General features: G+C 60.8%; 17 protein-coding genes. All 17 read right to left on the bottom strand.

Features of this window, described 5'->3' with window-relative positions:
• Nucleotides 1–2 precede the first annotated feature (2 nt).
• Nucleotides 3–1,721, bottom strand: a complete 1,719-nt coding sequence (locus IPF49_11020) for a wax ester/triacylglycerol synthase family O-acyltransferase (protein ID MBK6288145.1) — start codon at nt 1,719–1,721, stop codon at nt 3–5.
• 47 nt (nt 1,722–1,768) lie between these two features.
• Nucleotides 1,769–3,571 carry a long-chain-acyl-CoA synthetase gene (locus IPF49_11015; protein ID MBK6288144.1) on the bottom strand — a complete coding sequence of 601 codons (1,803 nt, stop codon included), beginning with the start codon at nt 3,569–3,571 and terminating at the stop codon, nt 1,769–1,771.
• A gap of 75 nt (nt 3,572–3,646) precedes the next feature.
• Nucleotides 3,647–4,717 carry a sensor domain-containing diguanylate cyclase gene (locus tag IPF49_11010; GenBank protein MBK6288143.1) on the bottom strand — a complete coding sequence of 357 codons (1,071 nt, stop codon included), beginning with the start codon at nt 4,715–4,717 and terminating at the stop codon, nt 3,647–3,649.
• 43 nt (nt 4,718–4,760) lie between these two features.
• Entirely contained in the window at nt 4,761–5,348 is a 588-nt protein-coding gene (locus IPF49_11005; GenBank protein MBK6288142.1) for a GNAT family N-acetyltransferase, read from the bottom strand.
• An 81-nt stretch (nt 5,349–5,429) separates the two neighbouring features.
• Nucleotides 5,430–5,792, bottom strand: a complete 363-nt coding sequence (locus tag IPF49_11000) for a cupin domain-containing protein (GenBank protein MBK6288141.1) — start codon at nt 5,790–5,792, stop codon at nt 5,430–5,432.
• 65 nt (nt 5,793–5,857) lie between these two features.
• Complete coding sequence (locus IPF49_10995; GenBank protein ID MBK6288140.1) at nt 5,858–6,043, bottom strand: hypothetical protein; 186 nt, start codon at nt 6,041–6,043, stop codon at nt 5,858–5,860.
• A gap of 157 nt (nt 6,044–6,200) precedes the next feature.
• Nucleotides 6,201–6,422, bottom strand: a complete 222-nt coding sequence (locus IPF49_10990) for a DUF1161 domain-containing protein (GenBank protein MBK6288139.1) — start codon at nt 6,420–6,422, stop codon at nt 6,201–6,203.
• Between the two features lie 166 nt (nt 6,423–6,588).
• A complete protein-coding gene (locus IPF49_10985; GenBank protein ID MBK6288138.1) occupies nt 6,589–7,173 on the bottom strand; it encodes an isoprenylcysteine carboxylmethyltransferase family protein in 585 nt (194 codons plus the stop codon).
• A 101-nt stretch (nt 7,174–7,274) separates the two neighbouring features.
• Entirely contained in the window at nt 7,275–7,838 is a 564-nt protein-coding gene (locus tag IPF49_10980) for a DUF3365 domain-containing protein (GenBank protein MBK6288137.1), read from the bottom strand.
• A gap of 43 nt (nt 7,839–7,881) precedes the next feature.
• The gene (locus IPF49_10975; protein MBK6288136.1) at nt 7,882–8,418 is read right to left on the bottom strand and encodes a DUF924 domain-containing protein; all 537 of its coding nucleotides are present in this window, start codon (nt 8,416–8,418) and stop codon (nt 7,882–7,884) included.
• 147 nt (nt 8,419–8,565) lie between these two features.
• Nucleotides 8,566–9,423, bottom strand: a complete 858-nt coding sequence (locus IPF49_10970) for a methyltransferase domain-containing protein (protein ID MBK6288135.1) — start codon at nt 9,421–9,423, stop codon at nt 8,566–8,568.
• Nucleotides 9,424–9,616: 193 nt separating this feature from the next.
• A complete protein-coding gene (locus IPF49_10965; GenBank protein MBK6288134.1) occupies nt 9,617–9,889 on the bottom strand; it encodes a hypothetical protein in 273 nt (90 codons plus the stop codon).
• A gap of 201 nt (nt 9,890–10,090) precedes the next feature.
• Entirely contained in the window at nt 10,091–10,507 is a 417-nt protein-coding gene (locus IPF49_10960) for a VOC family protein (protein ID MBK6288133.1), read from the bottom strand.
• Between the two features lie 63 nt (nt 10,508–10,570).
• The gene (locus tag IPF49_10955) at nt 10,571–11,446 is read right to left on the bottom strand and encodes a hypothetical protein (protein ID MBK6288132.1); all 876 of its coding nucleotides are present in this window, start codon (nt 11,444–11,446) and stop codon (nt 10,571–10,573) included.
• Nucleotides 11,406–12,035 carry a hypothetical protein gene (locus IPF49_10950; protein ID MBK6288131.1) on the bottom strand — a complete coding sequence of 210 codons (630 nt, stop codon included), beginning with the start codon at nt 12,033–12,035 and terminating at the stop codon, nt 11,406–11,408. Before IPF49_10950 ends, IPF49_10955 begins: the two co-directional genes overlap by 41 nt.
• Nucleotides 12,036–12,365: 330 nt before the next feature.
• Nucleotides 12,366–12,686 (bottom strand): type II toxin-antitoxin system RelE/ParE family toxin, encoded by a 321-nt coding sequence (locus IPF49_10945; protein ID MBK6288130.1) that lies wholly within the window; start codon nt 12,684–12,686, stop codon nt 12,366–12,368.
• On the bottom strand, nt 12,674–12,931 hold the full coding sequence (locus IPF49_10940) for a type II toxin-antitoxin system prevent-host-death family antitoxin (protein MBK6288129.1): 258 nt from the start codon (nt 12,929–12,931) through the stop codon (nt 12,674–12,676). Before IPF49_10940 ends, IPF49_10945 begins: the two co-directional genes overlap by 13 nt.
• Nucleotides 12,932–13,287: the final 356 nt, after the last annotated feature.

The raw sequence follows: 13,287 nt of genomic DNA, 5'->3' as shown, positions 1-13,287 counted from the left end.
GCTCAGCGCGCCTTGCGCGCGGGTTTGCGTGCCCTCGTGGCCGCGCTTGCAGCGCGTTTTGCGACACTGCGCTTCGTGACACCTGCGCTCTTCGCCGCGCCGGCCGCACGCACGGATTTCGCGGTCCCGGTTGCAGCAGCGGATTTGCCCCTGCCGGACTTTTTTGTGCCGGCGGCAACTTTTGCCTTGCCGGCGGTCTTCGTCCCGACAGACCCCAGCGCTTCGATCCGGGCAGCGCGTGTCCTGGCTTTTGCGCCCTTGCGCTTGATGGTCTTCGCGCCGTCACTTCTGGTGGCAGCGGTACCGAGCTTCACGCTCGCATCCTTCAGCTCCGCGAAGGACTGCGCCAGGCAAGCCTCGTACTCGTCGGGGTCGGGCATCATGTCGCGGCAGGACTGGAACGAAATCGCAATCTGTCCCGCATAACTGGTGACCACCTGGAACAAGCCGTTGCCGTCCATGCACGGTCCCGCGCCGAAGCTGCGCACCAGGCGCGCGCCCGCCATGTAGAGCGGCACCTGCGGACCCGGTACATTGGTGATGATGGTATTGAATACCGGCTTGGTCGTGGACAGCAGCCCGGTTGCCGATGCCGCCCGGAAACCGAGCGCCGTGACCTGCGCCGGCAGCCGGTTGCTCCAATCGGTCAGGGTGCGCGCGCCCACCGCGTTCATATAGGCCTTCGATCCGACCGCTTCCTCGTGGACTGCCTGCAGGCGTGCGAGCGGAGCAGCCACATCGGTGCGCAACGCAATGCTCATCATCGACACGACGTTGCCGCCACTGGTCTTTTCCTCGTCGGTGCGCACATTGACCGGCGCACCGGTGACAAGGCTCTTCGCGGGCAACTCGTCCTTGCCCTTCAGGTAGGCGCGCATTGCGCCGGCAACGATCGTCATCATCACGTCGTTGACGGTGGCCCCCGGCACGCTGTTCTTGATCGCGATCACCGAGGGCAGATCGAAATTCACCGCACCGAATACCCGGTGCGGCGACACCCGCGCATTGAAACGGGTGCGCTCCTTGTCGCCGAGCGAACGGAAGCGCTTTTCCTTCTTGCCTTCCTGCACCCGCCTCCAGACCGGAACTGCCTCTCCGAGCATCCGCACCAGCCCGAAGGGTTGCCTCAGCACACTGCCCGCAACCTTGCGCAGCAACTGCAACTCACCGGGCGCCGCCGCGGCCCGCTTGCGCTTGCCCGAAGGGGGGTTGACGGTCGCGGTCGGGCTCAGATCGTGCAACGCACCCATGATCTCGACCCCGGTCGCGCCATCCATCGCCGCGTGATGGATCTTGAGGAACATCGCGAAACTGCCCTTCGGCAAATCCGGTATGTTGTCGAGCCCCTCGATGATATAGGCCTCCCACAACGGATGCGCACGGTCCAGGGCGCGCGCATGCAGACGTGCGATCTGGATGCAGAACTGGCGCCAGTCACCGGGCTTCGGCAGCGCGATATGGCGCACGTGGAATTCGACATCGGTGTTCGGGTCATCGACCCAGAACGGGTGATCGATCCCGAGCGGCACATTCATCAACTTGCGCGTGAACACCGGAGAGCGATGCAGGCGTTCCTGGAAAGTACGCAGGATATCCTTGAAACGCACGATTCCGTCGGGCGCGGTCGAAGGGTCATAGATCAGCACCGGACCGATATGCATCGGTGTGTTGTCCATTTCCCCGTAAAGGAACATCGCATCCTGTCCGCTGAGCTGCTCCATGACCGTCTCCTGTGATTGGCCGAAGAAAATCCCTGCGGCGCGCCGCCTCATGGCAGACGCAACCTCCCTGAACTGATACGCGTGAAAATGTCCGCCGTCAATGGCTGATAGCCCCTGTCGCGATCCAGCAGCACCCACAGCGGATCATCGATCGCGCGCGGATCGAAGCCCTGACGCTTCAGATCGACCTTGCGTATCTTGAATGTCGCGGTGGTTTCATGTTCAGGCACAATTCGCAGGAACCGCGGCACTGCATAGGCCGGCAGCTGTTTCTGCAGCGCGCGGGCGCAGGGTCCGGGCGCAAACGCGTCGGGACGATCGAGCACCAGCGCAGCCATCCCGGCGCGGCCATCGGCGTGCGGCACTTGTACCCCGTAAACACAAGCCTGCACCACACCCGGGCGTTGCCCGAGCACGCGCTCGACCTCGGTGCTCGCCACGTTCTCGCCTTTCCAGCGAAAGGTGTCGCCGACACGATCGACGAAAGCGATGTGACGAAAACCGAGCTCGCGCACCAGGTCGCCACTGTCGAACCAGGTATCGCCGCCGCGAAACACATCATGCAGCAGGCGCGCTTCGCTCGCCGCGCTGTCGGTGTAACCATCGAATGGTGTCAGCTCGCTGACCTTCATCAGCAACAGGCCCGCTTCCCCGGGCGCGACACGGCGCATGAAGCCCCGTGCATTGCGCAGCGGAAGCTCGGCTTCGGCATCGAAGGCCACGATCGCATAAGGCAACGGACAATACCCGGCGGTGCGCGGCAACCCGAGGGCGTTCACGAACACCAGGTTGCCCTCGCTGGATCCGTAGAACTCGCAGATATGGCGGATACCGAAGCGCTGCTGGAACGTATCCCATATCTCGGCCCGCAAGCCGTTGCCAATGACCACCCGCACCGCGTGATCGCGGTCGGCGGGATCCGGCGGACGGTTCAGCAGGTAACGGCACAGCTCGCCGATGTAGACAAAAGCGGTGGCACGGGTGCTGCGGATATCGCTCCAGAAACGCGTGGCGCTGAAACGCGGCGCCATCGCCAGGCTTGCGCCGGCTACCAGCACCGCACCCCAGGCCAGCGTCAGCGCATTGTTGTGATAGAACGGCAACGGACAATAGAGCACGTCCTCTGCCCGCAGCCGCATCGCGGTCTGCCCCATGCCCCAGGCGCTGCGCATCCACCGCAAGTGGGTCATCACCGCCGCTTTTGGCAGCCCGGTGGTGCCGGAGGTAAATATGAAAAAACAAGGGTCGCCAAGCCGCACCTCGCGAACTGCACGCGGCGCTGCAGCGGAGCGTCCACGCAGCAGGGTGCGCAGGTTTTTCATGCGCGGCGGCGCGGTTCCCTCGCCCTCCCACAGCAGCGTGAGCGCAGTTTTCTTGCGGGGTAGCGCGCCTTCGAGCGCCGTCACGCATTCCTCTCCGACGATGATCACTCGCGCCGCAATGATGTTCAGGCTGTGCTGCAACGCATCGTTGCGCTGGTTCGGGTTCAGCATGCCGGTGACCGCGCCAAGCTTTACGACTGCTGCGACGCAAGCCAGCACCGCCGGCCGGTTCTCGAACAGGATGCCGACCGCATCTCCACGGCGCACACCGCATTCGCGCAGAACCGAGGCAATCCGGTTGGCATGGGCATTCAGTTCGCGATAGCTCCAGCTTTCGCCCTCGAACAGCAGCGCGACCTTGTGCGGCATCTCGCGGGCGCGCTGCTCCAGCAGCAGCCCTATCGACTGCGCGCTGTCGGCGCCCATCCATGACATCGCCAGCGCGCCGCGCAACATGCGCGGAAAATCGGGCAGCACCCGCGCCGCGGCGCGAGCCACATCGGTGGCGCGAATACGCTGGCTATCCACGGGCCATCCCGGTACCAGGTACGGATGCAGGGCAAATCACCTTCCCGTACCCCCCATGCGCCTGAGCCTCGTGGCCTACAACGCGCAAACTATACAGTTGCGCCCACGATCCTTGGCCTCGTAGAGCGCCTCGTCGGCGGCGGCGACAAGACTCTGCTGATTCGAATCGGCTGCCTCGAGTGTGCTGATGCCGATGCTCACCGTCACCCTGCGTTGCGGCAGTTCGAGCGAGGCAACGGCGGTGCGCAAACGCTCCGCGATCACGCAGGCACCGTCACGTGCGGTAGCCGGCAGCAGCACCGCAAATTCCTCACCGCCATAGCGGGCAAGGAAATCGCCGGACCGATTGCCTTTCAATGCCTGCGCAATTTTTTGCAGTGCCGCATCACCCGCCAGATGCCCGAACGAGTCGTTGAAGCTTTTGAAGTAGTCCACGTCGATCAGCAGCAGTGACAGCTCCGAACCATGGCGCCGTGCACGCAGGGTTTCCTCGGCCAGCCGCAGATCGAAGGCAGCGCGGTTGCCCACGCCGGTGAGCTTGTCGGTAAGACTTTGCTCTTCGAGCAGCGCATTGGCCCGCTCCAGTTCGGATTGCTGGGCCTCGAGCCGCGCCAGGTGCCCGTCACGCTGCTCGATCAGGTGTTGCAGCTCCGCGCCCTGGCGCCGCAGCTCGAGCTGGTTGACGACCTGCCGCGACAGCGCAGTCAAAGCCTGCACCTGCTCGGCATTCAGCTCACGCGGCACGCGGTCGATCACGCACAGGGTGCCCAGCGCCTGGTTGTCGGGCGTCACCAGCGGTGCGCCGAGATAGAAACGGATATCGGGCACGCCGGTGACCAGCGGATTGTCTGAAAAGCGCTCATCCTGAAGTGCATCGGGCACGATCAACGGCGCATCGTGCTCGACGATTGCGTGGGCGCAGAATGCGAGTTCGCGGGGCGTTTCGACCGTCTCCAGCCCGATCCTGGACTTGAACCACTGTCGATCGCGATCGACCAGGCTGATCAACGCGATCGGCGTCTGTGCGATGTAGGCAGCGATTTTCGTGATGTCGTCATATGCCTGCTCAGCCGCGCTGTCGAGAATATGATAGCGATGCAACGCCTGCAGACGTGCTGCTTCATTCGCCGGTAACAGTGCCTTCATCGATGCATTTTCCTTCTCATTCGTGCGGATTGGCCGGCTCGCCCTACGGCTTTTTCCTGGTGCGCCAGTCATTGTGCAACAGCCCGTAAAAGCTGGTGTCGGAAATCTCGCCATCGACGATCCAGCGTTCACGCAAGTGCCCCTCCTTGCGAAAGCCGAGACGATCGAGGCAGCGCACGGAAGCGAGATTGCGCGGATCGACATCCGCCTCCACCCGGTGCAGATCGAGCTCCGCGAAGCCGTAATCGAGCAGCCTGAGCAGCGCCTCGTGCATATAGCCGCACCCCCAGTACACGCTCGACATCGCGTAACCGATTTCCGCCCGCCGGCATTGATTCATGAACGCGTACAACGTGCACATGCCGACCAGTTCGGTGGTAGCGCGAACTTCGATCCCCAGGCGAAGATGCTCGCCGCGGCGCAGCGCCTTAATGTCCTTCGCGATATAGTCCTCGGCGGTTGTCTGCGAATCCCACGCTGCACTGCTCCAGTAACGCGTGACCTGGCGGTCGGAGAATATCGCAAACAGCGCGCCTGCGTCGCTTGCCGCCAGAGGGCGGAGCAGCAGGCGTTCGGTTTGCAATACCAGCCGATGGAATGCCTGTATTTTTTTTGCTTCTGCTCGTGCCATGCCCCGGAATCACGCCCTGCCCGACTGATGTTTCACGGGTGGCGCCTGCCTCTGCCCGCATCGATGCTGCCCCTGCGGAATTCAGGCCTCGGGCTCGTAGATCACGTAGATCTTGCGGGTAGGTTCCACGACTTCCCAGGTGCCGGAAAATCCTCGCGGAATCACGAAGCTCTCGCCCGCCGACACCGTCACCGCAACGCCCTGCGCGTCGCTGATGATACTGGTGCCCCCGAGTATCCGGCAATATTCTTCTTCCGTGTAAGCGATGTGCCATTTCCCGACTTCGCTTTGCCAGACTCCCGTGGAAAACCTGCCACTGGCATCGGTGTAGTGATTCCACAGCGTCTGCTTCGGATTGCCCGCGATGCGCTTCTCATCGGGCAGGTAGTACTCCTCTCCCGTCACCCCGGATGTCTTGAATTCGTGAACCTGTACCGGCTTCATTGTTGCTCCTCCCGGGGGCGATGTTCCAGACAAGGCTTGCGGGCCACCAGCGTGGCCCGGCGCGCTCACGCAGAATCGATGGACAACTCGACAATCCTGGCATCGGGCGCCGCACCCAGGCTGACCAGGAAAGTGTCGCCACCATAAACCGCGCGATACAGGTGTACCCAGTCATCCCCGGTCTGACGCCGCTCGAGCAGTTCGATGCGCGAGCGCGGACCCGTGCCGCGCGGCAGCTTGCGCAGTATCAAGCCCGCGTTCTGCCATCATTATCTAGCACCTGGAAAACCGCGGGCACAGCGCCCGAATACATTGCACGGCCGCTGCCCTCGCACTCGAGGGCATGCAGGACCGCTTCGTTCACGCCCGCGCAGGGTTCACCGATCACGCAGGCTCGGGCGTTGCGGATCAGTTCCTGACGTAGACGATCTTTTTTGTCCCGCCATCGCAGGTACCAACCACCTTGCGCGGGTCATCCTGGTCAGCGTCAATGATTTCCAGCGTGTACGCGGCCACACCATTGGCGGCAATTTTCTCGGAAATCTCGCTTTTCAGCTCTTCGCAAGGCTTGATTGCATGCGCCTCGGCGGCAAGCACGAGCGCAGCGGAAAGCAGTAGCAATCGTTTCATCTGGACCTCCATGGAACTCTAGAAGTGCAACTCCGCCCCCGGAACGGGCGCACCGGACGCAAACCCGCGATCAGCATACCCCCGATCGCAGCCGCAACCAAACCCCGCGCCACGCGTGCCGCGCCCGCTTGTTCACCGTGCGCATCGAGCCCGGCTGTGGCACTCATCAGAGCCAGCGACGCACCCGTTTCCGGTACTGCGCGTACTGCTCCGCGTGCAGACCGGCGAGGTGGGTTTCTTCGAGGCGAACCTGGACCTGCATCAGCATTTCGCCGGCAATCAGGGTCAAGAGAGTCAATGCGTTGGGCAGGACCGCGAACAAGCCGAGCAGGTTGATCCGCATGGCCAGGAATATGGGATTCCTGCTGATCGCAAACAGCCCGCTGGTGACCAGCGCAGTGCTGTTCGCCGAATCTATACCGATGCGCCAGGAGTCGCCCATCTGCGCCTGCGCAACAAGGGTCCACGCCAGCGCTGCCAGCAGCAGCGCCCAGCCAAACACGCGCAGTGAAGGAATCTGCAAGACTGGACAAGCACCCAGCGGTGGCAGCAAGCCGGGAGCGGTGGCATTGACCGCGACGATGAACGCGACGGCGGCAATGACAAATTTGAATGCGCGCCCGACATAGCCATATGCATCATCTCCGGAGGGGAGCACGAACGGGTTCTTTCCGGTTCGCCTGTAGACGAGTACCGAGCGCCAGATGAACGCGAAAGTGAAGTAGATCAGGAAATAGATCAGGAGTGCCATGTACTGATCCTGCTCGGACTGACAGTCAAAGAGAATCGGTCTTCGGGCAGCGCGTCTGGCAACCGCTCCCGATTCGCCGGAAGGCGAACGCGGTCGCGCACCTAGATCGATCTGCGCACGCTGATGGCGCCACGAATCTGGCCGACAGAGTACCCGGTGGCGAGATCATCGGGGTAGAGCTGCCCGAGAACGGATCTGACGCCGGGAGCGAGTTGATCGACCGGACCGTGACAACTCAGGCAAAGCGGCTGCGTCGGCAGCGCCTTCACGTAACGGTATTCATTGTCGACCATCTCGCCCCGTTCGAGTTGCGCAGGAGGTTCCCCGGCAGCGGCGCGCCTGTCGAAATCCTCGAGGGCCGCCCTCTCCCAGGCATCGGGAACCGCGCGCGCATCGTTGCGCGTCTTGAGGCTGACCCGCCTGATCTTCCAGCCAGTCTGTGCGGATATCTCGACCGCCATCTTCGGCGCCATATCCTTGCAGACCGGAATCGCGCCTGCGGGGCCCGATCTGCCGATTTCTTCCTGCAGAGCCGCCAGCAGCCTTGGCGGCAACATCGTGGCCACCTTGCGTGCTTCGAGCAGTTGCGCGTCCTCCCCCGCATTGGCGAGCGGGCCAAGCAAGGAAGCAACAAGTGCGCAGGCGACTATCAGCGATGTCTTCATGGAATACTCCCGTGCATGGTCAGACTCATCAAATTTACATTAATCAGAATTTTGAACCCGGTTGCTTGAGAAATTCGATTTCTTCCGCACTGGAGACCCGGCCGAGAATCCGGTTGCGATGCGGGTAGCGCCCGAAGCGATCGATTATTTGCTTGTGCTTCAATTCAAACTCGTAGTTCTCCTTCGCTGCATGTTCGCGATAAAGAGCCTCAGCCTGCACGTGAACCAGTCTCGACTCGCTGTGCATGAACGGCAGCAACAGGAAACCGCACTCCAAGGGCGAAAGCACCTTGTGAACGCCGGCGCGGACAGCTTCCTGCGCCAGAACCAGGGCCACGGGATCCTGCGCGAATGCGGCCGGGGTGTCCCGATGAATGTTGCGCGAGAACTGGTCCAGCACGATGATTTCCGCTAGGCGGCCTTTTGGCTCGACGCGCCAAGAAGCCAGCTCCCCGCGAGCGGCCTGTTGCAGCAGGGGCAGGAAGCGATCCTCGATCCTGCGGTCGAAGACAGGATCGGCAGCCCACCACATCCGTGGTGCGGTTTCCTCAAACCAGAAAACCAGGACTTCGTTATGCATTCCAGCACTCGCATTGCGCGCATTCAAGGGATCGAGGTTTCGACGCGGACCGTACCCTGGCGGATTGCGGCGAATCATTCGACCACACTCCGGCGAAGCAACCATGCCGCCCGCGGCAAATCCCGTTCTTCACCGGACAACCGCGTGTCAAATGCCGTTCGTCCCGCGATCTGGCTTTACCGCCAGGGTCTCGATCAGGCTCACACGCTCCTCATCGAGATTGCGATGCAGGTTGTAGGCCTTGGTCTGGATGTCGTTGCCTACCAGCAGATACACCCCCAGCACCGGCAGATTCGGCTCTCCCGCGGGCTCTTTCGCATTGGCAAAAGCTTTCTGCGCGAGATCCGTCTTGTCATTCCAGACTTCAATGACAAAACCGGCCGCTCTCATTGCTTCGCGGAACAACTCCGGTGACAGCAGATAACTCATGGAACCGTCCTGCGCCCACGGCACCGGAAAATACAGTGGCGAGTTCCTGTTGCCGCACACTTCATAGAACACGGCACGCCCACCGGGCTTGAGCACCCGACAGGTTTCTCTCAACCACGACAGTTTGTCCTCGACATTCATGTTCATTTGCAGCGACCAGACACCGTCGAAAAAGTTGTCTTCAAACGGCAATTCGAGCGCGCTGCAGGCGTGGAACGCCACCCGCTCCTGCATATCGAGCAGTTGCGTCAACCGGTTCGCGGTATCGATGTATACATCGCTCAGATCGACACCGGTAACACGGCAGCCGGTTTCGCGTGACAAACGACGGGTTGAGCCCCCGATGCCGCAACCGACATCCAGGATATGCATGTCGGGGGTAAATTCCGCGAGCCTTATCAGTTCCCTGGTTGCGGTATCACCGCGGATATGAAATTCGTCCACCGGCTGAAGATCATCCAGGGTTACGTTCGCCAGATCCTTGCCGAGCTTATCGAGCCCTTCGATTATTTTGCCGAACAAATCATCTGGCGAGTAATAGCCATGGATGTGTTGAATATTCCTGCTCGTGCTCATTTCCGTTTGTGCAGCACATCAGGTCGCGGTGCGCCGACCGCGGCCATAGCTTCGGCATGCAGTGCAGTTGCAGGCGGTTGCACTGTCGGGTTGGCCTTCAACCTGCCATCGCACTTCACTGCAAAGACACAAACCGTTGATCATTGCAGTCGCTCCTCCAGGTTTCCCTGTACCGCTTGGCTGGCAGTACCGGTTATTGCTTCGGCGCATAGGTATCCGGGGCTCCGACTGGTACGTTCGGGTACTTCGCCAAACTTGCCTGATAATTCAGCAAGAGCTTCGTGATCGGATACTGAATCCAGCCATTATAGGGTTCCGCAACTGCGCGCATTTCGCGGGGATCGCGAGTCAGGTCAACGACTTTTGGCACGGTTGAGAATCTAAGGATCGGATCATACTTCGCTTCCTGCCAGGCGAAATGCACCTTCCAGTTACGCCACTTCACCGCCCGCAGGTCGTCACCCACGAAGATCAGTTTTCCGTCCAGTACAACGGCCATTGCCGTTAAAATAGTGGCGTTTCAATGACGGTTAACATGGCGCGACCATACGCCTAAGGCGTATATCTGTCGAGACCTTGTTTGGGAGCCGAACGATGAAGCTCAGCCGTGTCGCGAAGCGGCGTCGGCTGGAGTGATTGGTCGGGTAGTACCTACGAAGCTCGATCTCTAGCCCTTCTTCGCATCGAATTGCCCAAGTGTGATCCCGAATCCACGCTGTGCTGCAGTGTTGAGAAAATATTCCTTGTAGCGCGTGAAGAGTCCATCCAGGTGCCGGTCTATCTCCTCTTGCGTGTAGTCGACGGCATTAGTCGTCTGAATCTCCAAATCCTTTGCGCGCGCAAGGGCATCGTCGGCGTCGTCGACGTTGAATACGACGTTGAGAATGCTTTCGCCTCGTTCATCGAGTAGAGGCGTCAGGAAGCATTCGCGCTCTTTCCCGGGGATTGGCGCGCAGAGTTCGATGCCTGCGTTCCAGCTGATCGCGACTTGAATCCCGAACGGCTCTCCTGTCCAGTTTGCCTCGTGAAAGGTCGCGCCGAGCAGATCGGTGTAGTAGCTCTTCGCCTTCTGGAGATCGTGCACTGCCAGGATTATCCGATTCACGCCTCTTACTATCATGAATGTTCTCCTACTCTCTGCATGACTTTACACTGCCCAACGACGAAGCTCAGCCGCGCTGCGCGGCGGCGTCGGCTGGAGTACTGTAATGGACTCTCCCCGCGCCACGCTTTCTGGCATTGTGGTTTCACCTTTTTCTGTTGCGGAGGATGGTGCCATGAATCGTAAACGCATTTCCGTGGATTTGGCAAAGTCTGTGTTCCAGGTTGCCGAGTCGGTTGTGCCCGAAAAGTCAGCGGGCGGCTGCGGTCGAACAGAAAGGAATTTGCCGCTTATCTCGCGACACTTCCGGAGCCGGTGGAACTGATCATGGAATGCTGCGGCAGTGCCCACTATTGAGGCCGGCTTGCCGGGCAGCTGGGTCATCAGGTCGTGCTGGTGCACGCGCGGGCCGTCAAGGGTTATCCGCTGCGCAACAAGACCGACCGTAACGACACCGATGCGATCCTCGAGGCTTCGCGCTCGGAGAAGGTGAAGCCCATTCCGGTCAAATCGGCTCTCCGGCAACAGATCCAGCAGGTGCACATGATGTGTACGACGGGTCAGCTCGTGCACCCGGTCCTTCAACTTCGCGATGGCCTTGTCGGCCACCTTGAGTCTCAGCCCGTGCCGGCTGATCGTGAAGCCGAGGAACGTGCGGTTCCACGGACGATCCACCTCGCTCTTTCGCGTATTCACTGTGAGTCGCAGTGAGCCTTCGACAAAGCGCTTCACGCTCTCTATCACCCGCTCGCCCGCCCGTGCGCTCGCCAACATGATCTGGCGGTCGTCCGCGTAGCGGGCAAAGCGGTGGCCGCGCCGCTTCAGCCTGCTCATCAACCGGTCGTGATTGACGCGGTCGAAAAACGTTTCCAGATCGAGGTCAACCACCCACGCGCGCCCGTCCCGGATATCCGCCTGCAACTGACGCACCGCGTGGTGGGCCGAGCATCGCGGGCGAAATCCCTAACTGCGCGGATGAAAATGCACATCCCATTGCGCCTGTACAACACTGCGCAATGGCCTGTTGGATGAATCGGTCGAGCACCGTCGGTATCCCCAGCAGACGCACGCGCCCGTCGGGTTTCGGTATCTCCACGCGCCGCACCGGTTGCGGGTGATAGGTCCCCGCCATCAGTCGCTCGCGCAGCTCCAACCAATGCACTTTCAGGTGCTCCGGCAATTCATCGACGGTCATCCCGTCAATGCCCGGCGCGCCTTTGTTCTGGCGTACTTGCTTCAGGGCGCGTTGCAGATTCGAGCGCTCCATCACCCGCTCCAGCAACGCGTTTTTCGGAATCGACTCCGGCGCGTCCGGCTCTCCACCGACAGGGTCATCACGCGAGCATGTCGCGTCCAGCGTAACCCGGTTCTCAGATACGGTCCCGTCAATCATTGCCCTCGTCCTTCGTCCTCCATCGTTCGGGCCTTCGACCGGCGCCATCCAATCTACCATGCCCTCTGCTGACTTCTCCACGGTATGCGGCATCCATTGCTGGCCGCCTTGCTTCATTACTCCGAAGCACCGGGGAGACCTCCCCGGGTAAGACGCGTCACTGTCGCGGCATGAGCGCCGGATTTACAAAGTGCATCCCAATCGCAGATGGAGGGCGGTCACGTGCCCGCTCGCCCCGAATGCACACCGTGCAGCGATACCTGCTGGTGCGTCAGTTCCCCGCGTACCCGCATCGCTTCTGCGTGCAAGACAGGTCCGCACTGCAAACCGCTCTGCTACGCCGAATCTTCGCCCGAGCTATTTCCTATATAAGACGCGCCATCACTCAAACCCGGTCATGTCCAACCTGGGATGAGGTCGCGGCTGCGCGCGACCTATCCCTATTTGTTAGATTTTTGGCGTCTTTTCACGAGATGTTAGCCAAGTCTTGCGAAGCAACTGCTCCGAACGCATGACATACAAGATATACACACGCTTTGCATCTGTCCTATAAAATACCCTGCACGGTGGTTCGGTTATCTGCCTGTAGCGAGCGCCTTTCAGCTCTGGGGGTTTGCTTCCGCTCTTTGGATGAGTCTCAAGTTGCTCCACGTGCCGAAATACACGCTGCACAAGTTCTGAGGCTGCGGCCGAGTTCTCAATGGCGATGTAATCCGCAATCGCGTCCAGATCTGCGAGCGCAGGTTCAGTCCAGATTATTTCAACCATCGGGCCATGCGGGCCTTGGCTTGCGCATGTGATGCGGTGCGCCCGTCCGCCACCGCCATTTCTCCGCGTGCGATGCCTTCTAGCACAGCCAGTCGCTGCTGAAGCAGTTCATAGCTCTCCACGTCCAGCAGATATGCGCTTGGCAATCCGTGCTGGGTGATGAGAATTGGCTTTTTGCTCCGCTCCAGATCCGAGAGGAGCTCGGTTGCCTGCCGCTTAAGCGTAGTAACGAGTTCGGTTCGCATAGAGTGATACTATAGTGGCATTCGACTGAGGGCAACTGGCTTCATCAAAAATCTAACGTTCGAACCAAGCGGGCGACAGCGGTGGGGTGCTTGGCCCCGGATGGCGAAAATGCACAGGGTGGCACACCGGAGATGCCAATCGTGACGGCGAACAGGATTCAGCGCCGTTCAATACACTGCTGAGAGGACGAACAAACCCGCTTTGCCACAGTACAGCGATACCTGCTGGTGCGTCGGTTCCCCGCGTGCCCGCATCGCTGCTGCGTGCAAAACAGGTCCGCACTGCAAACCGCTCCGCTACGCCGAATCTTCGCCCGAGCTATTTCCTATATAAGACGCGCCATCACTCAAACCCG

The organism is Gammaproteobacteria bacterium (assembly GCA_016705365.1).
Classification (GTDB): domain Bacteria; phylum Pseudomonadota; class Gammaproteobacteria; order Pseudomonadales; family UBA5518; genus UBA5518.
This window is presented reverse-complemented; position numbering and strand designations above follow the sequence as displayed.